Annotated in this window: 22 protein-coding genes; 7 read left to right on the forward strand and 15 right to left on the reverse strand. The window is 70.4% G+C overall.

Going from position 1 to position 21,865, the window contains the following annotated elements:
- Positions 1 to 161 precede the first annotated feature (161 nt).
- Positions 162 to 1,025 (forward strand): deoxyribonuclease IV, encoded by an 864-nt coding sequence (locus M2163_RS16660; RefSeq protein WP_280851995.1) that lies wholly within the window; start codon positions 162 to 164, stop codon positions 1,023 to 1,025.
- Positions 1,026 to 1,108: 83 nt separating this feature from the next.
- The gene (locus M2163_RS16665; protein ID WP_280894332.1) at positions 1,109 to 1,597 is read left to right on the forward strand and encodes a DUF4396 domain-containing protein; all 489 of its coding nucleotides are present in this window, start codon (positions 1,109 to 1,111) and stop codon (positions 1,595 to 1,597) included.
- Positions 1,598 to 1,600: 3 nt separating this feature from the next.
- Here the strand turns inward: M2163_RS16665 and M2163_RS16670 are convergent, their stop codons facing one another.
- Positions 1,601 to 2,233 (reverse strand): sulfite oxidase-like oxidoreductase, encoded by a 633-nt coding sequence (locus M2163_RS16670; RefSeq protein WP_280894333.1) that lies wholly within the window; start codon positions 2,231 to 2,233, stop codon positions 1,601 to 1,603.
- Positions 2,234 to 2,410: 177 nt separating this feature from the next.
- Here M2163_RS16670 and bfr point away from each other — a divergent pair, with 177 nt between their 5' ends.
- Positions 2,411 to 2,890, forward strand: coding sequence for a bacterioferritin (gene bfr / locus M2163_RS16675; RefSeq protein WP_280851992.1), 480 nt, complete (start codon positions 2,411 to 2,413; stop codon positions 2,888 to 2,890).
- Here the strand turns inward: bfr and M2163_RS16680 are convergent.
- Both M2163_RS16680 and M2163_RS16685 read right to left on the reverse strand, forming a co-directional pair.
- Entirely contained in the window at positions 2,887 to 3,111 is a 225-nt protein-coding gene (locus M2163_RS16680; protein ID WP_280894334.1) for a (2Fe-2S)-binding protein, read from the reverse strand. The two genes, bfr and M2163_RS16680, sit on opposite strands and share 4 nt — an antisense overlap.
- Before the next feature lie 156 nt (positions 3,112 to 3,267).
- Positions 3,268 to 4,620 (reverse strand): 3-deoxy-7-phosphoheptulonate synthase class II, encoded by a 1,353-nt coding sequence (locus tag M2163_RS16685; RefSeq protein WP_280851990.1) that lies wholly within the window; start codon positions 4,618 to 4,620, stop codon positions 3,268 to 3,270.
- 253 nt (positions 4,621 to 4,873) lie between these two features.
- Between M2163_RS16685 and M2163_RS16690 the strand changes: the two genes are divergently transcribed.
- Entirely contained in the window at positions 4,874 to 6,754 is a 1,881-nt protein-coding gene (locus M2163_RS16690) for an anthranilate synthase family protein (RefSeq protein ID WP_280851989.1), read from the forward strand.
- On the opposite strand, the gene M2163_RS16695 is transcribed toward M2163_RS16690, so the two are convergent.
- From M2163_RS16695 to M2163_RS16715, 5 genes are all read right to left on the reverse strand, one after another.
- A complete protein-coding gene (locus M2163_RS16695) occupies positions 6,706 to 7,701 on the reverse strand; it encodes a 2-hydroxyacid dehydrogenase (RefSeq protein ID WP_280851988.1) in 996 nt (331 codons plus the stop codon). The two genes, M2163_RS16690 and M2163_RS16695, sit on opposite strands and share 49 nt — an antisense overlap.
- 64 nt (positions 7,702 to 7,765) lie before the next feature.
- A complete protein-coding gene (locus tag M2163_RS16700) occupies positions 7,766 to 8,794 on the reverse strand; it encodes a 6-phosphofructokinase (RefSeq protein WP_280851987.1) in 1,029 nt (342 codons plus the stop codon).
- A gap of 53 nt (positions 8,795 to 8,847) precedes the next feature.
- Complete coding sequence (locus M2163_RS16705) at positions 8,848 to 9,522, reverse strand: response regulator transcription factor (protein ID WP_280851986.1); 675 nt, start codon at positions 9,520 to 9,522, stop codon at positions 8,848 to 8,850.
- On the reverse strand, positions 9,519 to 10,736 hold the full coding sequence (locus M2163_RS16710) for a DUF5931 domain-containing protein (protein ID WP_280851985.1): 1,218 nt from the start codon (positions 10,734 to 10,736) through the stop codon (positions 9,519 to 9,521). The genes M2163_RS16705 and M2163_RS16710 overlap by 4 nt, the downstream gene beginning before the upstream one ends.
- A 47-nt stretch (positions 10,737 to 10,783) precedes the next feature.
- Entirely contained in the window at positions 10,784 to 11,542 is a 759-nt protein-coding gene (locus M2163_RS16715) for a lysophospholipid acyltransferase family protein (RefSeq protein ID WP_280894335.1), read from the reverse strand.
- Positions 11,543 to 11,686: 144 nt separating this feature from the next.
- Between M2163_RS16715 and M2163_RS16720 the strand changes: the two genes are divergently transcribed.
- Both M2163_RS16720 and M2163_RS16725 read left to right on the forward strand, forming a co-directional pair.
- Positions 11,687 to 12,466, forward strand: coding sequence for an alpha/beta fold hydrolase (locus M2163_RS16720; RefSeq protein ID WP_280851983.1), 780 nt, complete (start codon positions 11,687 to 11,689; stop codon positions 12,464 to 12,466).
- Entirely contained in the window at positions 12,459 to 13,052 is a 594-nt protein-coding gene (locus M2163_RS16725; RefSeq protein ID WP_280894336.1) for a hypothetical protein, read from the forward strand. Before M2163_RS16720 ends, M2163_RS16725 begins: the two co-directional genes overlap by 8 nt.
- Here M2163_RS16725 and M2163_RS16730 read toward each other — a convergent pair.
- The 6 genes from M2163_RS16730 to M2163_RS16755 all read right to left on the reverse strand — a co-directional run bounded on the left by M2163_RS16730 (position 13,049) and on the right by M2163_RS16755 (position 18,110).
- Positions 13,049 to 13,756: an endonuclease/exonuclease/phosphatase family protein gene (locus M2163_RS16730; protein ID WP_280851981.1), complete on the reverse strand. Its 708-nt coding sequence runs from the start codon at positions 13,754 to 13,756 to the stop codon at positions 13,049 to 13,051. The two genes, M2163_RS16725 and M2163_RS16730, sit on opposite strands and share 4 nt — an antisense overlap.
- Positions 13,757 to 13,865: 109 nt before the next feature.
- On the reverse strand, positions 13,866 to 14,819 hold the full coding sequence (locus M2163_RS16735; protein ID WP_007381458.1) for an ROK family glucokinase: 954 nt from the start codon (positions 14,817 to 14,819) through the stop codon (positions 13,866 to 13,868).
- A 67-nt stretch (positions 14,820 to 14,886) separates the two neighbouring features.
- Positions 14,887 to 15,369: a DUF5304 domain-containing protein gene (locus M2163_RS16740; protein WP_280894337.1), complete on the reverse strand. Its 483-nt coding sequence runs from the start codon at positions 15,367 to 15,369 to the stop codon at positions 14,887 to 14,889.
- A gap of 57 nt (positions 15,370 to 15,426) precedes the next feature.
- The gene (locus tag M2163_RS16745; RefSeq protein ID WP_280851979.1) at positions 15,427 to 16,584 is read right to left on the reverse strand and encodes an ArsA-related P-loop ATPase; all 1,158 of its coding nucleotides are present in this window, start codon (positions 16,582 to 16,584) and stop codon (positions 15,427 to 15,429) included.
- Between the two features lie 204 nt (positions 16,585 to 16,788).
- Complete coding sequence (locus M2163_RS16750) at positions 16,789 to 17,229, reverse strand: SRPBCC family protein (RefSeq protein WP_280851978.1); 441 nt, start codon at positions 17,227 to 17,229, stop codon at positions 16,789 to 16,791.
- A gap of 83 nt (positions 17,230 to 17,312) precedes the next feature.
- Entirely contained in the window at positions 17,313 to 18,110 is a 798-nt protein-coding gene (locus M2163_RS16755; RefSeq protein WP_280894338.1) for a metallophosphoesterase, read from the reverse strand.
- 293 nt (positions 18,111 to 18,403) lie between these two features.
- Between M2163_RS16755 and M2163_RS16760 the strand changes: the two genes are divergently transcribed.
- Positions 18,404 to 20,200: an AMP-dependent synthetase/ligase gene (locus M2163_RS16760; RefSeq protein ID WP_280851976.1), complete on the forward strand. Its 1,797-nt coding sequence runs from the start codon at positions 18,404 to 18,406 to the stop codon at positions 20,198 to 20,200.
- A 19-nt stretch (positions 20,201 to 20,219) separates the two neighbouring features.
- On the opposite strand, the gene M2163_RS16765 is transcribed toward M2163_RS16760, so the two are convergent.
- Positions 20,220 to 21,800, reverse strand: a complete 1,581-nt coding sequence (locus M2163_RS16765; protein ID WP_280897267.1) for a GMC oxidoreductase — start codon at positions 21,798 to 21,800, stop codon at positions 20,220 to 20,222.
- Between the last annotated feature and the right edge of the window lie 65 nt (positions 21,801 to 21,865).

Below are 21,865 nucleotides of genomic sequence, written 5' to 3' on the forward strand. Positions count from 1 at the left end.
CGCGCCACGACGAACCGACCGTATGCGCCACACGAGCCCTCACCGGACCGCAACGGGCCGCCGCAGGCATTCAGGGGCGCGGGGAACTGCGCAAAACGCCCGCCCTCACCAACCCGCACCCGCCCCCACCCCAGCGCCGCAGGCAATGGCACCCTTGACCGGTGACAGAACAGCGCAACCCCGTCGGCGGTCACGTCCCCGTCGCCGGCGGCCTGAACTCCGTGGGGCTCTCCTACGCCCGTGACCTGAACGCCGAGACCGTGCAGGTCTTCGTCGCCAACCCACGCGGCTGGGCCACCCCCGCCGGCAACCCCCGCCAGGACGAGGCGTTCCGCCAGACCTGCGCGGACAGCGCCATCCCGGCCTACGTCCACGCCCCGTACCTGATCAACTTCGGCTCGCACACCGAGGCGACGGTGGAGAGGTCGGTCGATTCGCTCCGGCATTCCCTCCGGCGCGGGCGCGAGATCGGCGCGCTCGGTGTCGTCGTGCACACCGGCAGCGCGACGGGCGGCCGGGACCGTTCCGTAGCCCTCAAGCAGGTGCGCGAGCACCTGCTGCCGCTCCTCGACGAGCTCACCCACGACGACGACCCGTGGCTGCTCCTGGAGTCGACGGCCGGCCAGGGCGCCTCGCTCTGTTCCCGCACCTGGGACTTCGGCCCGTACTTCGAGGCCCTGGACTCCCACCCGAAGCTGGGCGTCTGCCTGGACACCTGCCACATCTTCGCCGCCGGCCACGACCTGACCGGGCCGAGCGGCATGCACCAGACGCTGGACCTGCTGGTGGACACGGTCGGCGAGGGACGGCTGAAACTGATCCACGCCAACGACTCCAAGGACGTGGTCGGCGCCCACAAGGACCGCCACGAGAACATCGGCTCCGGCCATATCGGCGAGGACCCCTTCCGCGCGCTGATGACCCACCCCGCCACCGAGGGCGTTCCCCTGATCATCGAGACACCCGGCGGCAAGGAGGGCCACGCGGCGGACGTGGAACGGCTGAAGAAACTCCGGGACGGATAACCCGGCAAGGGGTTCAGGAATACCCCTAGGGGGTATACGGTTCCTGTTGAGCACAGCAATCGTCACCTGCCATTGGGGGCATCATGCAGCACCAGGCGAACGGATGGTCCACCGCCGTGCAGGCCACCCTCCACTGCCTCACCGGCTGCGCCATCGGCGAGGTGCTCGGCATGGTCATCGGCACCGCGCTGGGCTGGGGCAATGTGCCGACCACCGTGCTGGCGATCGTCCTGGCCTTCTTCTTCGGCTACTCGCTCACCCTGCGCGGAGCCCTGAAGGCAGGACTGGCCTTTCGGGCCGCGCTCCAGGTGGCCCTGGCCGCCGACACCCTGTCCATCGCCGTGATGGAGCTGATCGACAACGGCGTGATCGCCCTGTGGCCGGACGCCATGGACGCCGAGCTCGCCGATCTGCTGTTCTGGGTGTCGCTGGCGATCTCGCTGGTCATCGCGTTCCTGGTGACCGTGCCGGTCAACAAGTGGATGATCGGCCGCGGCAAGGGACACGCCGTGGTCCACCAGCACCACCAGCACCGCCAGCACGACCAGCAGCACCAGCACCACGGCCACTGAGCGTCACAGCTCGGGACCGTCCCCCGGCCCCTCCTGGTAGGAGTAGCGCTGCTCCTTCCAGGGGTCGCCGACGTTGTGGTAGCCGCGCTCCTCCCAGAACCCGCGCCGGTCGGCGGTCATGTACTCCACGCCGCGGACCCATTTGGGCCCCTTCCAGGCGTACAGATGGGGGACGACCAGCCGGAGCGGGAAGCCGTGCTCCGCGGTCAGCAACTCCCCGTCCTTGTGGGTGGCGAAGATCGTGCGCTCGGACGCGAAGTCCGCGAGCCGCAGGTTGGAGCTGAAGCCGTACTCGGCCCAGACCATCACATGGGTGACCGCGGGCGCGGGCGGGGCGATCTCCAGGATGGTGCGGGCGGGAATGCCGCCCCACTCGGCGCCGAGCATGCTGAACTTCGTCACACAGTGCAGGTCGCCCACGACGGTGGTGTACGGCAGCGCCGTGAACTCCTCGTGGTTCCAGCAGTGCTTCTCGCCGTCCGCGGTGGCCCCGAAGACCCGGAACTCCCAGCGCTCGGGCCGGAACTTCGGGACCGGTCCGTAGTGCGTGACGGGCCAGCCGCGCTGCAGTCGCTGCCCCGGCGGAAGCTCGGAGTGCGCCGCTTCTCCACTCTCCCGCTCCACCGGCTGACCCATGCCTTCCATCCTGACAGACCCGCGGCAATGCACCTGACCAAGCCCCACCCCACACACCCCAAATCGGACCAAGCATGCCCTAACTTACTAAGTGAAGACTTACTGGACGATCTTCTTCACCGGTGCGAGGATGCGGCGCAGCCTGCCAGTTCCCCACGGTTGGAAGGAGCCTCTGCGATGCAGGGCGACCCCGAGGTCATCGAATTCCTCAACGAGCAGCTGACCGGCGAGCTCACCGCGATCAACCAGTACTTCCTGCACGCGAAGATGCAGGAGAACTTCGGCTGGACGAAGCTCGCGAAGTACACGCGGCACGAGTCGTTCGACGAGATGAAGCACGCCGAGGTGCTCACCGACCGCATCCTCTTCCTGGAGGGGCTGCCGAACTACCAGCGGCTGTTCCATGTGCGGGTGGGCCAGACGGTCAAGGAGATGTTCGAGGCCGACCGGCAGGTCGAGGTCGAGGCCATCGACCGCCTCAAGCGCGGTATCGAGGTGATGCGGGCCAAGGGCGACATCACCTCGGCGAACATCTTCGAGTCGATCCTCGAGGACGAGGAGCACCACATCGACTATCTCGACACCCAGCTGGAGCTCCTGGACAAGCTCGGCGAGGCGCTCTACATCGCGCAGCTGATCGAGCAGCCGGAGAGCTAGGCGGCCTCGTCCAGAGCGGCGAGGGCGGGCTTGGTCTGCTCGGTGAGTTCGCCGCGCGGGCACGCCCCGCGGCCCAGCAGGGCCTGGATGCGCCGCACGCAGGAGCCGCAGTCAGTGCCCGCCTTGCAGGCGGAGGCGATCTGGCGGGGGGTGCAGGCACCGTCCGCCGCGTGCTGCTTGACCTGCTGCTCGGTGATGCCGAAGCAACTGCAGATGTACACGCGGCTCACCTCCCGAGGGGCTGATCAGTGTTGCCGTCCCGTTGATCGGTGAGGCTAACCTAACCTTACCCGGCGCTCAGGAGCCGCAAAAGTGGAGCGGGGCGCGGATCGTATGTGATCCGCGCCCCATTCACGTCCCGGTAACAGGTGCTCCTGTCACTGGTCCCTGTACATCTCCGCGACGAGGAACGCCAGGTCGAGCGACTGGCTGCGGTTGAGCCGCGGGTCGCAGGCCGTCTCGTAGCGCTGGTGCAGATCGTCGACGAAGATCTCGTCGCCGCCGCCCACGCACTCGGTGACGTCGTCACCGGTGAGCTCGACGTGGATGCCGCCCGGGTGGGTGCCCAGGCCCTTGTGCACCTCGAAGAAGCCCTTGACCTCGTCGAGCACGTCGTCGAAACGGCGGGTCTTGTGGCCGGAGGCCGCCTCGAAGGTGTTGCCGTGCATCGGGTCGGTCACCCAGGCCACGGTGGCACCGGAGGCGGTGACCTTCTCGACCAGCTCGGGCAGCTTGTCGCGGACCTTGTCGGCGCCCATGCGGACGATGAAGGTCAGCCGGCCGGGCTCCCGGTCGGGGTCCAGGCGCTCGATGTACTGCAGCGCGTCCTCGGCCGTGGTCGTCGGGCCGAGCTTGATGCCGATCGGGTTGCGGATCTGCGAGGCGAACTCGATGTGCGCGTGGTCCAGCTGCCGGGTGCGCTCGCCGATCCACACCATGTGCGCGGAGACGTCGTACAGCCGCCCGGTGCGGGAGTCCACGCGGGTGAGCGCCGACTCGTAGTCGAGCAGCAGCGCCTCGTGCGAGGAGTAGAACTCGACGGTCTTGAACTCCTCCGGGTCGGTCCCGCAGGCCCGCATGAAGTTCAGCGCCTGGTCGATCTCCCGGGCGAGCTGCTCGTAGCGCTGGCCGGAGGGGGACGACCTCACGAAGTCCTGGTTCCAGGCGTGCACCTGGCGCAGGTCGGCGTAGCCGCCGGTGGTGAAGGCGCGCACCAGGTTGAGCGTGGAGGCGGAGGCGTTGTACATCCGCTTCAGGCGCTCGGGGTCCGGGATCCGGGCCTTCTCGTTGAACTCGAAGCCGTTGACCGAGTCGCCGCGGTACGTCGGCAGCGTCACGCCGTCGCGGGTCTCGGTGCCCTTGGAGCGCGGCTTGGAGTACTGGCCGGCGATCCGGCCGACCTTCACGACCGGCACCGAGGCGGCGTACGTCAGCACGGCGCCCATCTGGAGCAGGGTCTTGAGCTTGTTGCGGATGTGGTCCGCGGACACGGCGTCGAAGGCCTCGGCGCAGTCGCCGCCCTGGAGGAGGAACGCCTCTCCCTTGGCGACGGCCGCCATCCGGGCGCGCAGCTGGTCGCACTCGCCCGCGAAGACGAGCGGCGGATACGACTCGAGGTCCGCGATCACTGCGCGCAGAGCCTCGGTGTCGGGGTACTCGGGCTGCTGCGCCGCGGGCAGGTCTCGCCAGGTGTTGCCAGCGCTCGCGCTGGTCTTAGCGTTCACGGTCACGACGTCAACATTACGGGGTCGTGTCGGAGCTCCAGGGCCGTGCCCATCAAATGAGACACCGCAAACACTCCCCGGACATGGGGTAGGGTGCGGCCCATGTTCGCGCACTCGACCCAGAACTGGTGGTGGACCGCTCATTCGGCGGCCCACTGACTGCGCGTACGCAAGACTTCGCGAAGGCCGCCCGAGGGGCGGCCTTCGGTGTTTCCGGGGTCGTTCCTCACCGATACGAGCTATCGACAGTTGAGGAACCATGGACCTGACACAGCTGCTGGACGACGACCGTCCGTTCGCCCTGCTCCGCCGCCGCGCCCCCGGCCGTGACGAGAACACCCTGGAGCTGCTCCTCGGCCCCGTCACCACCCACGACCGCCTCGCCGACCTCCCCGACGAGGGCCTGGCGCTCGTCCCCTTCCGTCAGATCCGCGAGCGCGGTTTCGACGTACGGGACGACGGGACGCCGCTGTCGGTGCTGACGCCCGAGGAGTCCTACGAGCTCCCCCTGGCCGCGGCTCTGGAGCAGCTCCCCGCACACGACGTCCGGGTCGAGAACGGCGGTTTCGACGTCCCCGACGAGGAGTACGCCGAGATCGTCGGGCGCGTGCTGCACGAGGAGATCGGGCGCGGCGAGGGCGCCAACTTCGTGATCCGGCGCACGTACCAGGGCGAGATCCCGGGATTCTCCCGCGCGGACGCCCTCGCGCTGTTCCGGCGGCTCCTGGTGGGCGAGCGGGGCGCCTACTGGACCTTCGTCGTCCACACCGGCGAACGCACCCTGGTCGGCGCGAGCCCCGAGGTGCACGTCCGGATGACCGGCGGGACCGTCGTCATGAACCCGATCAGCGGGACGTACCGCTATCCCGCCGAGGGCCCCACCCCGGAGCACCTGCTCGCCTTCCTCGCCGACGGCAAGGAGATCGAGGAGCTGTCGATGGTCGTCGACGAGGAGCTCAAGATGATGTGCACCGTCGGCGACATGGGCGGGGTGGTGATCGGGCCCCGCCTCAAGGAGATGGCCCACCTCGCGCACACCGAGTACGAACTGCGGGGCAAGTCCTCGCTGGACGTGCGGGAGGTCCTCAGGGAGACCATGTTCGCGGCGACCGTCACCGGCTCGCCCGTGCAGAACGCCTGCCGGGTCATCGAGCGGCACGAGGTCGGCGGGCGCGGCTACTACGCGGGCGCGCTGGCACTGCTCGGCCGGGACTCCGGAGGGGCGCAGACCCTGGACTCCCCCATTCTCATCCGCACGGCGGACATCTCCGCCGGGGGGCAGCTGAAGGTTCCGGTCGGCGCGACCCTGGTGCGCGGCTCGGACCCGGCGGGCGAGGTCGCGGAGACCCACGCGAAGGCGGCGGGGGTGCTGGCGGCTCTCGGCGTACGGCCGTCCCGGCCCCGTGCGGAGCACGCGCGCGTGAGTCTCGCCGAGGATCCACGCGTGCGTGCCGCGCTCGACGGGCGGCGCACGAACCTGGCCCCCTTCTGGCTGCGGATGCAGGAGCGGTCGGACGAGCTCGACGGGCACGCCCTCGTGGTCGACGGCGAGGACACCTTCACCTCGATGCTCGCCCATGTGCTGCGCTCGGGCGGGCTGGAGGTGACCGTGCGGCGCTACGACGAGCCGGGCCTCGCCGACGCCGTGCTCGCGCACGAGGGGCCGCTCGTGCTCGGCCCCGGTCCGGGCGACCCGTCGGATCTCGACGATCCCAAGATGCGGTTCCTGCGGGACCTCACCGCCGACGTCGTCCGCGGCCACCGGCACGGCGTGCTCGGCGTCTGCCTGGGGCACGAGCTGATCGCGGCCGAGCTGGGGCTGGAGATCGTCCGCAAGGAGGTGCCGTACCAGGGGGCGCAGACGACCGTCGATCTGTTCGGCCGGCCGGAGACGGTCGGCTTCTACAACAGCTTCGTGGCGCGCTGCGACGACGAGGACGCCCGGGAGCTGGCCGCGCACGGCATCGAGGTGAGCCGGAGCGACACGCACGAGGTCCATGCCCTGCGCGGCCCGGGCTTCGCCGGGGTGCAGTTCCACCCCGAGTCGGTCCTGACGCTGAACGGCGCCGCCGTCGTACGGGAGCTGATGGCTCAGCTGCGGGGCACCAGCACGTTCTCGGAGCGGCGGCCGGCCCTGTAGTCGAGGACGTTGCGCACCGTGGCGTCGATGATCTGGCCGACGGCGTCCTCGGTGTAGTACGCCTGGTGGGAGGTGACCAGGACGTTCGGGAAGGTGACCAGGCGGGCCAGGATGTCGTCCTCGATGGTCTCCAGGGACCGGTCGACGTAGAACAGGCCCGCCTCCGCCTCGTAGACGTCGAGACCGACGCCCGTGAAGCGGCCGGCGCGCAGTTCGGTGACGAGGGCCGCGGTGTCGATGAGGCCGCCGCGGCTGGAGTTGACCAGGATCGCGTCGTCCTTCATCGCCTTCAGGGCGTCGGCGTCGAGGAGGTGGGTGGTCTCCGGCATCAACGGGACGTGCAGGGTGATCAGGTCGGACTCGGCGAGGAGCTGGTCCTTGGGGACGTACTCCATGCCGAGTTCCCGGCAGGCAGGGTTCTCGGCGACGTCCCAGCCGAGCAGGCGCATGCCGAAGCCGTGGGCGATCCGGGTGAAGGCCTCACCGATCTTGCCGGTGCCGAGGACGCCGACGGTACGGCCGTGCATGTCGCGGCCCATCAGTCCGTCGAGGCGGAAGTCGAAGTCACGCGTGCGCGTGGAGGCGCGCACGACACGGCGGTTGACCGCCATGGCGAGGGTCCAGGCGAACTCGGCGACCGAGTACGGCGAGTAGTACGAGACGCGGGCGACCGTCATGCCGAGGCGCTCGGCGGCCTTGAGGTCGATGTTGTTGTAGCCGGTGGAGCGCTGGGCGACCAGCCGGGTGCCGCCGGCCGCGAGGATCTCCAGGACGCGGGCGCCGAGTTCGGCGTTGACGCTCGTGGAGACGATCTCGTGACCGGCGGCGATGGGGGCGGTGTCCTCGTTGAGGAAGACGTCCAGGCAGCGCACCTCGTGGTGGTCCCGGAAGGCCCGCTCGATGAGCGGTTTCTCGTCCGCCTGGACACCAAAGGCAAGAATCTCCACGAAACGGCTCCCGGTCTGGTGGGTTACGGGCCGAATATACGGCCCACGACCCCCGGGTGCCGGTTCAGCCGAAGAAGACCCCGACCTCGTCGTACAGCTTCGGGTCCACCGTCTTCAGCTGCGCCGTCGCCTCCGCGATCGGCACCCGCACGATGTCGGTGCCGCGCAGGGCGACCATCTTGCCGAAGTCGCCGTCGCGGACGGCGTCGATGGCGTGCAGCCCGAAGCGGGTGGCGAGCCAGCGGTCGAAGGCGCTGGGGGTGCCGCCGCGCTGGATGTGCCCGAGGACCGTCGTGCGGGCCTCCTTGCCGGTGCGCTTCTCGATCTGCTTGGCCAGCCACTCGCCGACCCCGGACAGGCGCACGTGTCCGAAGGAGTCGAGCGACTCGTCCTTGAGCACCATGTCCCCGTCCTTCGGCATGGCACCCTCGGCGACGACCACGATCGGGGCGTACGAGGCCTTGAAGCGGGAGGTGATCCAGGCGCACACCTGGTCGACGTCGAAGCGCTGCTCGGGGATGAGGATGACGTTGGCGCCGCCCGCGAGGCCGGAGTGCAGGGCGATCCAGCCGGCGTGGCGGCCCATCACCTCGCAGACCAGGACGCGCATGTGGGACTCGGCGGTGGTGTGCAGCCGGTCGATGGCCTCGGTGGCGATGCCGACCGCGGTGTCGAAGCCGAAGGTGTAGTCGGTGGCGGAGAGGTCGTTGTCGATGGTCTTCGGTACGCCCACGCAGGGCACGCCGTGCTGCTCGGACAGCTCGGCCGCCACGCCCAGGGTGTCCTCACCGCCGATCACGATGAGCGCGTCCACCTCCCGCGCGGCCAGGTTCTCCTGGATCCGGCGGATGCCGTCCTCCTGCTTCAGCGGGTTGGTGCGGGAGGAGCCGATGACGGTGCCGCCGCGGGGCAGGATGCCGCGCACGGCCGGGATGTCGAGGGGGACGGCGGCGTCCTCCAGTGGCCCCCGCCAGCCGTCCCGGAAGCCGGTGAAGTCATAGCCGTACTCCTGTACGCCCTTGCGGACGATGGCCCGGATGACGGCGTTGAGGCCGGGGCAGTCGCCGCCTCCGGTCAGTACTCCGACGCGCATGGACAGTTCCCTTCGCCGCAGGTGCCTGACGAAGGGTCAGTGTGACGCGCGTCTCACTCGTCGTCGAGGCCTCGTTCGATGGCGTAGCGGACGAGTTCGACCCTGTTGTGGAGCTGCAGCTTGCCGAGGGTGTTCTGGACGTGGTTCTGGACCGTGCGGTGGGAGATCACCAGGCGCTCGGCGATCTGCTTGTAGCTCAGGCCCTTGGCGACCAGGCGCAGCACCTCGGTCTCGCGTTCGGTGAGTTGGGGGGCCCTCGGCTGGTCCGGGTCGGAGGCGGGCGCGGGGTCGGAGGCGAGGCGGCGGTACTCGCCGAGGACCAGGCCGGCGAGGCCCGGCGTGAAGACCGGGTCCCCGACGGCCGTACGGCGGACCGCGTCCAGGAGTTCCTCCGTCGACGCCGACTTCAGCAGATAGCCGGTGGCGCCCGACTTCACGGCCTCCAGGACGTCGGCGTGCTCGCCGCTCGCCGACAGGACGAGCACGCGCAGGGCCGGGTTGTGGCCGACGAGCTCCTTGCAGACCTGGACGCCCGGCTTCACCGGCAGGTTCAGGTCGAGCACCAGCACGTCGGGCCCGGCGGCCTTGGCGCGGCGCACGGCCTGGTCGCCGTCGCCCGCGGTGGCGACCACGTCGAAGCCGGACTCCGCCAGGTCCCGGGCGACCGCGTCGCGCCACATGGGGTGGTCGTCGACCACCATCACCTTGATCGGATCCTGGTCGCTCATCGCTGTCCTGCCTTCCCCCGGGAGACCTTCGGTACCTTCAGCTCGACCTCCGTGCCCTGCCCCGGAGGCGAGATCAGCTCGGCACTGCCGCCGAGCTCGCGCAGCCGGCCCCGGATCGACAGGGCCACCCCGAGCCGCCCCTCGCCCTCGGCCTGGGCGAGCCGGCCCTCGGGGATGCCGGGTCCGTCGTCCCGTACGGTCACGATCACCTCGTCGGGCTCGTCCTCGACGAGGATCCACGCGCGCGCGTGCTCACCGGCGTGCCGGTGCACGTTGTCCAGGGCGGCCCCGACGGCCGCGGCCAGCTCGCGCGCGGCGGGCGGGGGCAGCGGGACGGGGGCGCCGGGCTCGACGAGGGAGACCTTCGCCGAGGCGTACGGGGTCAGCAGGGCGCGCAGGTCGAGGGGGCCCTCGTCGTCCGGCTCGTCGTCGACGACGTGGACGACCGCCCCCTGGGCCGCGTCCTCGGACACCCGGGACACGGCCGTCAGGCCGCCGGAGACCAGGGTGCGCAGCGCCACCTCCTGCTCACCGGCCATCCGGCCCAGCTCGGCCGCCTCGCCGCCGATCACCGCGCCCCGGCGCTGCACCATGGCGAGCACCTGGAGGACGCTGTCGTGGATGTCCCGGGCCAGCCGCTCGCGCTCCCGGGTCGCCGCCTCGATCTCCAGGGCGCGGGCGAGGGTGCGCTCGGAGGCGCGGGCGACCTCGACGACGTAGCCGATCGCGATGGAGGCGACCCAGACGAGGATCACGTTGTGGACGGTGTCGCGGGCCGGGTGGCCGCGCTCGATCAGGTTGGCGGCGGCGACCGGCGTGGAGGCGAGCGCGGCCCAGCGCCAGCCGCCCTTGATGGCGAAGGCGAGGACGGAACCGGCGGTCCATATCGACGGCAGAGTGGGACCGCCGCTGTCGATGTGGTGCTGGTCGACGACCAGCGGGGTCAGCACGATCCCGGTGAGCGCGACGGCGAGGTCCACGGCGAGGAAGCGCTTGGTGCACGCGGCCGCGTTCTGGACGCAGGGCAGCGTGGCGAGCGTCCAGACGCACAGGACGACGTAGTAGGTGATGGCGATGCCGGGCCGGTCGTAGTCGTCGTACTGGCTGGCGAAGAGCCCGACGGCGTACAGCATGGTCAGCACGCGGTAGCCGGTCAGGGCACGCCACAGCGGCTGCTCGACGGACATGCGCATGACGCGTACTTGTTTGGCCATCTCCCCCACCCCCGGCCCGACTGCCGTGTCCCAGGATCCTAGGACGCTCAGGCCCCGAGCTTGTCCTTGTCGCCGGCGTCGGCCCTCGCGGCGGCCGCCCTGGCCGCCTTCTCCGCCTTGGCGGCTTCCGAGATCTGCCGCTTGGCCGCGGTCGCGTAGATGTCGACGTACTCCTGGCCGGAGAGCTTCATGATCTCGTACATGACCTCGTCGGTCACCGCGCGCAGCACGAAACGGTCGTGCTCCATGCCCTGGTAGCGGCTGAAGTCCAGGGGCTCGCCGATACGGATGCCCGGGCGCATCAGCTTGGGCATGACCTTGCCGGGCGGCTGGATCTTCTCGGTGTCGATCATGGCGACCGGGATCACCGGGGCGCCGCTGGCGAGCGCCACGCGCGCGAGGCCGCCGGGCTTGCCGCGGTAGAGCCGCCCGTCGGGCGAGCGCGTGCCCTCGGGGTAGATCCCGAAGAGCTCGCCGCGCTCCAGGACGTCGAGGCCGCTCTTGATGGCGGCCTCGCCCGCGCCGCGCGCGCCGGAGCGGTCCACCGGGAGCTGGCCGACGCCCTTGAAGAAGGCGGCCGTGAGGCGGCCCTTGACCCCGGGCGTGGTGAAGTACTCGGCCTTCGCGATGAAGGTGACCTTGCGGTCGAGGACCGCGGGCAGGAAGAACGAGTCGGAGAACGACAGGTGGTTGCTCGCCAGGATGGCGGGGCCCTCGGCGGGAATGTTCTCCAGGCCTTCCACCCAGGGCCTGAAGGCGACCTTCAGTGGCCCTCCGATGGCGACCTTCATCGTGCCGTACAACAACCGAGTGCCTCCTGTGTCTGTCGTTCAGACCTTAACCCGGAGCCCCGGCAAACAGACCGACGGCCCTGGTCGGTGTCAGTGCGGTCGCGTACGGTGAACCTCACCTGGACTTGCTCACGCTTCTTTCATGAACAGGAGACCTAGGTGCCGGTCCTCCCCGGAGCCGAGCCGTTCCGCCATGAGGGCGGGGAGGCCGGTGTCCTTCTCTGCCACGGCTTCACCGGTTCCCCCCAGTCACTGCGGCCCTGGGCCCAGCACCTCGCCGCGCACGGCCTGACGGTCTCCCTGCCGCTGCTGCCGGGGCACGGCACCCGCTGGCAGGACATGGCCCTCACCGGCTGGCAGGACTGGTACGCCGAGGTGGACCGCGAGCTGCGCGCCCTCACCGAGCGCTGCACCTCCGTGTTCGTGGCCGGTCTGTCCATGGGCGGCACCCTGGCCCTGAGGCTGGCCGCCAAGCACGGGGACGCGGTGCGCGGTGTCGTGGTCGTCAACCCGGCGAACCGCATGCACGGCCTCGCGCCGTACGCCCTTCCGGTGGCCCGGCACTTCGTGCGGACGGCTCCCGGGATCGCCAGTGACATCAAGAAGGAGGGCAGCGTCGAGCTGGGGTACGACAGGGTGCCGCTGCACGCGGCGCACTCCCTGCGGACCTTCTTCCGGCAGGTCGACGGCGAGCTGCCGCAGGTCACGCAGCCGCTGCTGGTGCTGCGCAGCACCCAGGACCATGTGGTTCCCGCGACCGACTCCGCGCGCGTGCTGAGCCGGGTGTCGTCGACGGACGTGACCGAGATCGTGCTGGAACAGAGCTACCACGTGGCGACGTTGGACCATGACGCGGAGCGGATTTTCGACGAGAGCCTCGCGTTCATCGGCCGGCACACCACCGGCATCGGCAGTGAAGGGACGGCCGCCCGTGGCTGAGCACGACTCCGACCGCGAAGACCGCGAGGGCCGCGAGCCGGAGGAGCAGGGCGTCCCGTTCGACGAGGAGGCCGCGTGGGCGGCCATCGTCGCCGGGTACGGCGAGGAGCCCAAGGACCCGCCGGGCACCACGCCGTTCAAGTCGGTCGAGGACCTCGCGCTCCTGGAGACCGAGACCAACGACGAGCCCGCGGCGACGGAGAAGACCGAGACCAAGCCGAAGAGGGACGAGAAGCCGGCGAAGCCGCTGGGCGGTTCCGTCTCCTTCGCGCCCGGAGTCGGGCCGCGTGACTACAGCGCGCCGGAGCCGTCCGAGGACGACTTCGAGGAGGACGACGAGGGGCACTTCGTCCCGCCGGAGCCGCCGCCGCTGCCCGCCGCCGACACCACGGCGAAGTTCGCCTGGCTGGGCGTGCTGGGCGGACCGGTCCTGCTGCTGGTCGCGGTGCTGCTCGGCTGGGAGATGACGTGGTGGCTGGCCACGGTCGGGATCGGCGGCTTCCTGGGCGGCTTCGTCACGCTGGTGACCCGGATGCGGGCGGACGACGAGGACGACGGCGACCCCGGGCGGGGTGCGGTCGTCTAGCCGGCGGGGACGTTGAGGGTGGCCAGGACCGGGAGATGGTCGGTGGCCGCCCTCAGGTCTGTCTGCGTGATGCCGGGCAGATCGAGCGGGACTCCGCAGCCGAGCACCTCGATGCCCTTGGTGGCGAAGATCGCGTCGATGCGCTGGTGCGGTTCGGTGCGGGTCCAGGTGTGTTCGCCGCCGGTGGGGCTGGTCGCCCAGCAGTCCTGGAGGCCGTCCGCGATCCGGGCGAAGGCGGGGCCGGTGGGGGGTTCGTTGAGGTCGCCGCCCGCGACGGCGTGGTCCACGCCCAGGCCGGCGAGGCGGTCGAGGAGCATGCCCGCCTGGTCGTGGCGCTCGTCCTTCTGCAGCGAGAGGTGACAGCTCAGTACGCCGAGGCGGGCGCCGCCGATGCGTACGACGGCGGTGGCGAAGCCCCTTCGGTGCCGGCCGGGGGTGAGGGGGAGCAGGACGTCCTCGGTGCGCTCGACCGTGGCCCGCAGGTTGCAGAGGATCGCGGGGCCGGCCGCGGTGCCGCCACCGGTGAGGATGACCAGGCCCGAGGCCGAGGCCAGCCGCGCGAGCTTCTTGCGCCAGCGGAAGAAGATCGGGGCTTCTTGGATCAGCACGAGATCTGGTGCGCAGGCGCTGATGACACGGGCGAGGGCAGCCGTGTCGTCGCGCATGGAGCGGATGTTGTAGCTCAGGACCTTGACCGGAACCATGTGGATCAATCTACGCCCCATGAAGAGGGGCGCGAGGTCGGTGCGCGACTGCCGGTTCGCTGTGGCTGGTCGCGCAGTTCCCCGCGCCCCTGAAAAAGCACAGTCACCGTTACATGATCGGGTCGGGCTCCCGCGCCAGGTCCGCCGCGCCCACCAGGCCCGCCTTGTTGCCCAGCTGGGCCGCGATCACGTCCGCCACGGGGCGCCAGTTGCCGCCCACCAGCCAGCGCTTGTAGGACTTACGGATCGGGTCCAGGACCAGTTCGCCCTCGTCGGAGAGGCCGCCGCCGACGATGAAGGCGGACGGGTCGAAGAGGGACGCCAGGTCGGCGAGGCCCGCACCGGCCCAGCGGGCGAGCTCGCGGTAGGAGTCGACGGCTACCGGGTCGCCCTGCCGGGCGGCCATGGAGATGTGCTTGCCCTCGATGCCGTCGGGGCTGCCGTCACCGAGACCGAGGAGGATCTCGGCGTTCTCCGGGGTGGCGTTGGCACGCTGCTTGGCGTACCTCACGAGCGCCCGCCCCGACGCGTACTGCTCCCAGCAGCCCTGCGAGCCGCAGCCGCACAGCAGGCCGTCCGGGACCATGCGGATGTGGCCGAACTCGGCCGCGACACCGAAGTGACCGCGGCGCAGCTTGTTGCCGATGATGATGCCGCCACCGAGACCGGTGCCGAGCGTGATGCAGATGACGTTGCGGTGGCCCTTGCCCGCGCCGAACTTGTACTCGCCCCACGCGGCCGCGTTGGCGTCGTTCTCCACGACGACCGGAAGGCCGACACGGGTCTCGACCTTCTCCTTCAACGGCTCGTTGCGCCAGTGGATGTTGGGGGCGAAGTAGACCTCCGAGCGCTGGCGGTTGACGTATCCGGCCGCACCGATGCCCACGCCCACGATGTCGTGCCCGGCACGCGCGCCCTCCACCGCCGAGGCGATCGCGTCCACGATGCCCTCGGCCGTGCCCGGGGTCGGCACCTTGTGGGTCGAGAGGATGTTGCCTTCCTCATCGACCACGCCGGCCGCGATCTTCGTGCCGCCGATGTCGACGCCGATGGTGAGTCCCATGAATCCCTCAGTTTCGGTCGAGCCCCGCTACGGCCAACCGTACCCGAGGCCCTGCCGTCAGGGGGTTTCAGTCCAGATCGATGCGCTCGGGGCCGGGGTCCTCGCCCTTGTCGCGCAGGGTGTCGTCGCGCCGGCTCCAGCGCTGTTCCTGCGCCTGGACCGCGGAGCGGTACGCGGCGAGGAGTTCACCACCGGCGGCGGCGAGGTGGTCGAAGACGTCCGGGTTGCGCTCTATGACCGGCTCGACCGCGGCCTTGGCCTGCTGCACGACCTGCCTGACCATCTGCTGGGCGGCGGGCCCGGCGATGCTCCCGAGCAGCGGGGACTGGAGGCCGGACAGCTTCTCGGCGACGTTGTCGACGAGCTTGCGCAGCTCCTCGGCGGCCGAACCCGGGGGCGGGCCGTACTGGGTGCGGCGGCGGGCCTTCTCCGCCTCGAGGTCCTCCGCGACCGCCGTCGCCCACGCGTCGGCGTCGGTCGCCCGTACCTCGTCCTCGGCGTCCGCGGGCTCGCGGTCCGCGGCGTCGGACGGGGGGAGCTCTTCGCTCATGACGACCTCCTGACTACGGTTCGTCCCTCCGACGTTACCCGAATGGGCGTACCCGGTTCACGGGGTGCGGGGCCACAGATCCGGGTCCGGCGCGAACCTGATCCGCAGCTCGTCCTCGCGCAGGGCCGCGCCGGCGACGGTGCAGCGGCGCAGGGCCGAGGGCAGCGGGACGATCCGGCGGAACTGCCCGGCGCTGACGACGAGTTCGTCGCCCCGCCGGACCAGGTCGAGCTCGTCGCGGACGGCGCCGGACAGCGGGATGCGCCAGACGAGGACGCCGTCCTCGGCGAGCTGGTCGACGACGGGCCACTCGACGGTGGAGGTCGTCGCGTTGACTCCCGGGACGCCGAGCGCGGCGAGGTCGTCGTCGCCGCGCGGGTCGTGGCCGAGATGCGGGACGCTCCGGACGTCGTACGACTCCTGCCACTCCTCCAGGACCTTGCGCTGCTGGGCCACGAGTCCCGGGGGCCAGTCCTCCGGTGCGACGCGGTTGGCGACCAGGGTGTCGGGGCGCAGGCCGCGCAGGGCGAGGGCGAGGCCGGCGGCACGTACGGCGTCGGAGCCGGCGGGGCCGGGTTCGGCGACCAGGCGCACGACGGCCTGCCGGTCGGCGAGGACGGCCTCGACCGCGCCGAGCTCGGTGTCCCAGCGGGCGGCGGTCTCGTACAGCCACTCCGAGGGCATGGGGACACCCGCGAGCCGTCCGAGGACGGGACGCAGGCCGGCGGCCGCCTGGCGCTCGGCGGGCAGCAGCCGGCGCAGGTAGCGGCGCAGTTCCTCCGGCAGGGAGAGCAGGGCGAGGGCCTGCGGGACGGGCGGCAGGTCCACGACGAGCAGTTCGTGCCGCTCGGAGAGCGCGGCGTCGCGCAGGGCGCGCAGCAGGGTGAGTTCCTCCGCGCCGGGGAGGGGAGTGACCTCCTCGGGGTCCAGCCGGGAGGCGCCGAGCAGGTCGAGCACGTTCGAGGCACGGTCCTGGAACCCGGCGAGGTCGTCGCGGAATCCGGCGGTGGCGTCGGGGCGCCAGGCGGTGAGGGCCGGGGTGACCTGGGCGGGGGTCGCGCCGGTCGGTACGCCGAGGATCGTGCCGAGGGTGTCGGTGCGGTCGGCACTCAGCACCAGGGTGCGGGTGCCCTCGCGGGCGGCGGCGAGCGCGGTGGCGGCGGCGACGGTGGTGCGGCCGCTGCCGCCGGGGCCGGTGATCAGGATGGTGCGCATAGGGGTGAACCGTAGTGGACGCCGGAGATGTGCCTCGCTGTGCCGTCTTGTGGCTGCGGGCGCGTCGTGGCTGGTCGCGCAGTTCCCCGCGCCCCCAAGAAGCTGGGTGCAGCTGGGCGATCGACGACTGCACCCACCCAGGGGCGCGGGGAACTGCGCGATCAGCCCCCACCGGCCCGCAGCCGACAGCGAACCGACGAACCCCTATCGCCCCGACTCGACCCGCTTCTTCAGCCCCGCCAGCGCCCGGTCGATGATGACCTTCTCCGCCTTGCGCTTGATCATCCCCAGCATCGGGATCTTGACGTCGACGGTCAGCAGGTAGGTGACCTCGGTCGCCCCCGCCCCCGCCGGCTTCAGCACGTACGAACCGTCGAGCTGTCGCAGCATCTGGGACTTGACCAGCGTCCAGGAGACCTCGTTCTCGCCGGTCCACGTGTAGCCGAGGACCTGGTCGTCCTTGATCGCGCCCGCGTCCATGACCAGCCGGACCTGCTCGGCGCGGCCGGACGCGTCCGTGGAGAGCACCTCCGCCTGCTTCACCTCGCCCGTCCAGTCCGGGTAGCGGGCGAAGTCGGCGATCACGGCCATGACGTCGGCCGGCGCAGCGTCGATCGTGATGCTCGAACTGGTGTGTTCCGCCATCGCCGTGGCTCCTCCAGATACGGTCCGGTGAGGAAGGGTGGTGCGCACGTCTGTGCAGCGTGAAGGCTACCGCGCGGACGGACTCACCATTCCAGCGCCCACGGCTTCCCGCTCCCGGCGAAGTGCCCCACGTTCACGCACTCCGTGGCGCCGATCCGCATCCGGCGGACCAGGGGCTGGTGAACGTGACCGAACAGGGAGTACCGGGGTCTGGTGCGGCGGATCGCGGCCAGCAGCGCCCGGCTGCCCCGCTCGAACCGGCGCGCCACCGTGTCGTAGACCAGTTCCGGCACCTCCGGCGGGATGTGCGTGCACAGCACGTCCACCTCGCCGACCGCCTCGATCTTCGCCGCGTACTCCTCGTCGCTGACCTCGTACGGCGTCCGCATGGGCGTCCGCAGACCGCCGCCGACGAAGCCGAACGTCCAGCCGCCGATCTCGGCCCGCTGGCCGTCGAGCACGGTCGTGCCGGGTCCGGCGTACTCCGGCCACAGCGGCGGCATGTCGACATTGCCGTAGGTCGCGTACGTCGGTGTCGGGAACGCGGCGAACATCTCGGCGTACTGCTTGCGCACCGCGGTCTCGATCACCGAGCCCCGGTCGGCGCCGATGCCGCCCCACAGCCGGGCGCCGAGTTCGCGGGCCTCCTCGAAGCGGCGGGCGGTGCGCAGTTCCACGATCCGGTCGGCGTTCTCCACCCCGAACAGGTCGGGGAAGATGCCCCGGGAGTGGTCGGCGTAGTCGAGGAACAGAACCAGGTCGCCCAGGCAGATCAGGGCGTCGGCACCCTCGCCGGCTCTGGCCAGGTCACGGGCGTTGCCGTGCACGTCGCTGACCACATGGACGCGTGTCTTCCGGTTTCCGGCCGGTGTGGGTGCCATGACGATCAAGAGTAGGCCTGTGCGGCATACGTGAACAGTGCCGACCGGGCCTGCGGTTACTGGCCAGTCAGTAAGCAGGTGGACTACTGTGCGCGAAGAACCCCAATCCGTGTGACGCAGCGAACATCTCGCCGGACCCCCCTGTCGAAGAAGCCATACCGGCGGGTAACGTCCGGGCAGTCCAGTCGTGCTCAGCATTCAATTACTGAATCCCTGAGCACCTGCCCGAGCCTTGGACCGACCGTCGCATCACACAACGTCGTGGCGCCGGCGCCCTATTAGGAGCAGCAGTCTTGCGCGAGTTCAGCCTTCCGGCTTTGTACGAGGTCCCTGCGGACGGCAATCTCACCGACATCGTCCGTAGAAACGCCGCGCAGCATCCCGACGTCGCCGTCATCGCCCGCAAGGTGGGCGGTCAGTGGCAGGACGTGACGGCGACGGCCTTCCTGGCCGAGGTGCACGCCGCCGCCAAGGGTCTCATCGCCTCCGGTGTCCAGCCGGGCGACCGGGTCGGTCTGATGTCCCGCACCCGCTACGAGTGGACGCTGCTCGACTTCGCGATCTGGTGCGCGGGCGCGGTGACCGTGCCGGTGTACGAGACGAGCTCGCCGGAGCAGATCCAGTGGATCCTGTCCGACTCGGGCGCGACCGCCTGTGTCGTGGAGCTGGACTCGCACCGCGCGGCCGTCGAGTCGGTGCGCGAGAACCTGCCCGCGCTCAAGCACGTCTGGCAGATCGAGGGCGGCGGCATCGAGGAACTGGGCCGCGCGGGCAAGGACATCAGTGACGGGGCCGTCGAGGAGCGCAGCTCGCTGGCGAAGGCCGACGACCCGGCGACCATCGTCTACACCTCCGGCACCACCGGCCGCCCCAAGGGCTGTGTGCTCACCCACCGCAGCTTCTTCGCGGAGTGCGGCAACATCGTGGAGCGGCTGCGCCCGCTGTTCCGCACCGGCGAGTGCTCGGTGCTGCTCTTCCTGCCGCTCGCGCACGTCTTCGGCCGGCTGGTGCAGATCGCGCCGATGATGGCTCCGATCAAGCTGGGCATGGTCCCGGACATCAAGCAGCTCACCGACGAACTGGCCTCCTTCCGGCCGACGCTGATCCTCGGCGTCCCGCGGGTCTTCGAGAAGGTCTACAACTCGGCGCGCGCCAAGGCGCAGGCGGACGGCAAGGGCAAGATCTTCGACAAGGCGGCCGACACGGCGATCGCCTACAGCAAGGCCCTGGACACCCCGTCGGGTCCGTCGCTCGGCCTGAAGATCAAGTACAAGACCTTCGACAAACTCGTCTACAGCAAGCTGCGCGCGGTCCTCGGCGGCCGGGGCGAGTACGCCATCTCCGGCGGCGCCCCGCTGGGCGAGCGGCTCGGGCACTTCTTCCGCGGCATCGGCTTCACGGTCCTGGAGGGCTACGGCCTGACCGAGTCCTGTGCCGCGACCGCGTTCAACCCCTGGGACCGCACGAAGATCGGCACCGTCGGGCAGCCGCTGCCGGGCTCGGTGATCCGGATCGCGGACGACGGCGAGGTGCTGCTGCACGGCGAGCACCTGTTCAAGGGCTACTGGAACAACGAGGCCGCCACGGCCGAGGCGCTGACCGACGGCTGGTTCCACACCGGTGACATCGGCACCCTCGACGAGGACGGCTACCTCAGGATCACCGGCCGCAAGAAGGAGATCATCGTCACCGCGGGCGGCAAGAACGTCGCCCCGGCCGTGATCGAGGACCGCATCCGGGCGCACGCGCTGGTCGCGGAGTGCATGGTGGTGGGCGACGGGCGGCCGTTCGTGGGCGCGCTGGTCACCATCGACGAGGAGTTCCTGGGCCGTTGGGCCGAGGAGCACGGCAAGCCGGCGGGTTCCACCGCGGCATCGCTGGCCGGGGACGCGGACCTGAACGCGGCGATCCAGGCCGCGGTCGACGACGGCAACGCCGCGGTGTCGAAGGCGGAATCGGTGCGGAAGTTCCGCATTCTGTCCTCCCAGTTCACGGAGGAGACGGGCCACCTCACGCCGTCGCTGAAGCTGAAGCGCAATGTGGTGGCGAAGGACTATGCGGACGAGATCGAGGCGATCTACGCCAAGTAGTACGCCTCCTGACGGCTCGTCATGGCGCGGTGTCCTCCACGAGGACCCGCGCCATCGTCCGTTCGGCGAGCGCGGTGATGGTGACGAACGGGTTCACCCCGATGTTGCCGGGGATCAGCGAGCCGTCGGTGACGTAGAGCTTCGAATAGCCCTTCACCCGGCCGTAGTTGTCGGTGGCCTTGCCCAGCACGCAGCCGCCCAGCGGGTGGTAGGTGAAGTCGTCGGCGAAGACCCTGCTGGGCGAACCGAAGAGGTCGTACCGGTAGATGGTCGAGTTGGCGGCGTTGATCCGGTCGAAGAGCTTCTTGGCCATGCCGGAGGAGACCGCGCTCTGCGCCGCGCTCCAGTCGAGGCCCAGCCCCCCGCTGCCGTACGAGAACCTGGCGCGCTGCGGGTTCTTGGTGATCGCCAGGTACAGGCTGACCCAGTGCTCCAGTCCCGTGGGCAAAGGCGCGATCTCGGCGAAGACGGGGTTGTCGGTGTTGGCCCAGTCGTCGATGCCCATGACCGGCATGGTCGACTGGTTGGCCCCGACGGTGTCCCACAGGTGGTTGGCCCGCCCCAGCATCGTGTTGCCGTTGGGCCCCCAGCCGGCCCCGACGCTCGCGTCCAGCGCCGGGAGGGCGCCCGACTGCCGTGACCGGAGCAGGAGTTCACTGGTTCCGAGGCTGCCGCCGCCGAGGAACAGATAGGTGCAGCCGTACTGCTTGGTCTCGACGACCGCGCCGGTGTAGTCGATGCGGTCGGCGGTCAGCACCCAGCCGCCGTCGCTCGCCCGGCTGATGCCGGTGACCTTCTCCAGGGTGTGGATGGTGACGTTGCCGGTGCCGAGCGCGGACGCCAGATACGTCTTGTCGAGGCTCTTCTTGCCGAAGTTGTTGCCGTAGATGACCTCCTGTCCGAGGGCCGACCTGGTGGCGGTGCCGGCGGCCTCGCGCTGCATGTGGCCGAAGTCGTAGACGCTGGGCACGAAGGTGGTCTTCAGGCCGGTCCTCTGGGCGTGCTTTCGGGAGACCCGGCTGAACCGGTACCACTCGGTCGACTCGAACCAGGCCGGGTCGATGGTGTTGACGCCGAGCATGGCGCGGGCGCGCGGGAAGTACGTGCCGTACATCTCCGCGGTGTCGACGGTCGGGAACTGCTCGGCGAAGTAGGACTGGAGCGGGGTGACCGCCATCGAGCCGTTGACCAGGGAGCCGCCGCCGACCCCGCGGCCCACGAAGACGGACATGTCGGAGAAGCGGACGCGGTCCAGGACGCCCGGGTAGGGGGTGATGTCCTTGTTGACGACGTCCAGCCACAGGAAGGTCGCCAGCGGGGCCTCGGTGCGGGTGCGGAACCACATGGAGCGCTGGTCGGGGTCGGCGGTGTTGCAGAAGACCTTGCCGTCGGAGCCGGCGGTGTTCCACAGCCGGCCCATCTCCAGGACCAGGGTGCGGATGCCCGCCTGTCCGAGGCGGAGGGCGGCGACGGAGGCGCCGTAGCCGGAGCCGACGACGATGGCGGGCGCGGACTCGACCGCGGCGGGCTCGTCCGCACGGGCCGACTGGAGCCCGACGCGGGTGAAGCCGAGAGTGGCCGCCGTCTGGAGGGCGGCCATACCAAGGATCTGACGTCTAGTCAGCTGACGCTGCATCAGTTTTGCTGTCATGGCCGCAGCATGGG

Origin of the sequence: Streptomyces sp. SAI-135 (genome assembly GCF_029893805.1) — a bacterium.
In the GTDB taxonomy this organism is placed as follows: domain Bacteria; phylum Actinomycetota; class Actinomycetes; order Streptomycetales; family Streptomycetaceae; genus Streptomyces.

Coding starts and splice junctions, on each gene's coding strand:
- M2163_RS16665 (WP_280894332.1), top strand. CDS start 1,109: ATGCAGCACCAGGCGAACGGATGGTCCACCGCCGTGCAGGCCACCCTC.
- M2163_RS16670 (WP_280894333.1), bottom strand. CDS start 2,233: ATGGGTCAGCCGGTGGAGCGGGAGAGTGGAGAAGCGGCGCACTCCGAG.
- bfr (WP_280851992.1), top strand. CDS start 2,411: ATGCAGGGCGACCCCGAGGTCATCGAATTCCTCAACGAGCAGCTGACC.
- M2163_RS16690 (WP_280851989.1), top strand. CDS start 4,874: ATGGACCTGACACAGCTGCTGGACGACGACCGTCCGTTCGCCCTGCTC.
- M2163_RS16700 (WP_280851987.1), bottom strand. CDS start 8,794: ATGCGCGTCGGAGTACTGACCGGAGGCGGCGACTGCCCCGGCCTCAAC.
- M2163_RS16705 (WP_280851986.1), bottom strand. CDS start 9,522: ATGAGCGACCAGGATCCGATCAAGGTGATGGTGGTCGACGACCACCCC.
- M2163_RS16710 (WP_280851985.1), bottom strand. CDS start 10,736: ATGGCCAAACAAGTACGCGTCATGCGCATGTCCGTCGAGCAGCCGCTG.
- M2163_RS16730 (WP_280851981.1), bottom strand. CDS start 13,756: ATGGTTCCGGTCAAGGTCCTGAGCTACAACATCCGCTCCATGCGCGAC.
- M2163_RS16735 (WP_007381458.1), bottom strand. CDS start 14,819: ATGGGACTCACCATCGGCGTCGACATCGGCGGCACGAAGATCGCGGCC.
- M2163_RS16740 (WP_280894337.1), bottom strand. CDS start 15,369: ATGAGCGAAGAGCTCCCCCCGTCCGACGCCGCGGACCGCGAGCCCGCG.
- M2163_RS16745 (WP_280851979.1), bottom strand. CDS start 16,584: ATGCGCACCATCCTGATCACCGGCCCCGGCGGCAGCGGCCGCACCACC.
- M2163_RS16750 (WP_280851978.1), bottom strand. CDS start 17,229: ATGGCGGAACACACCAGTTCGAGCATCACGATCGACGCTGCGCCGGCC.
- M2163_RS16755 (WP_280894338.1), bottom strand. CDS start 18,110: ATGGCACCCACACCGGCCGGAAACCGGAAGACACGCGTCCATGTGGTC.
- M2163_RS16765 (WP_280897267.1), bottom strand. CDS start 21,800: ATGGCCGCCCTCCAGACGGCGGCCACTCTCGGCTTCACCCGCGTCGGG.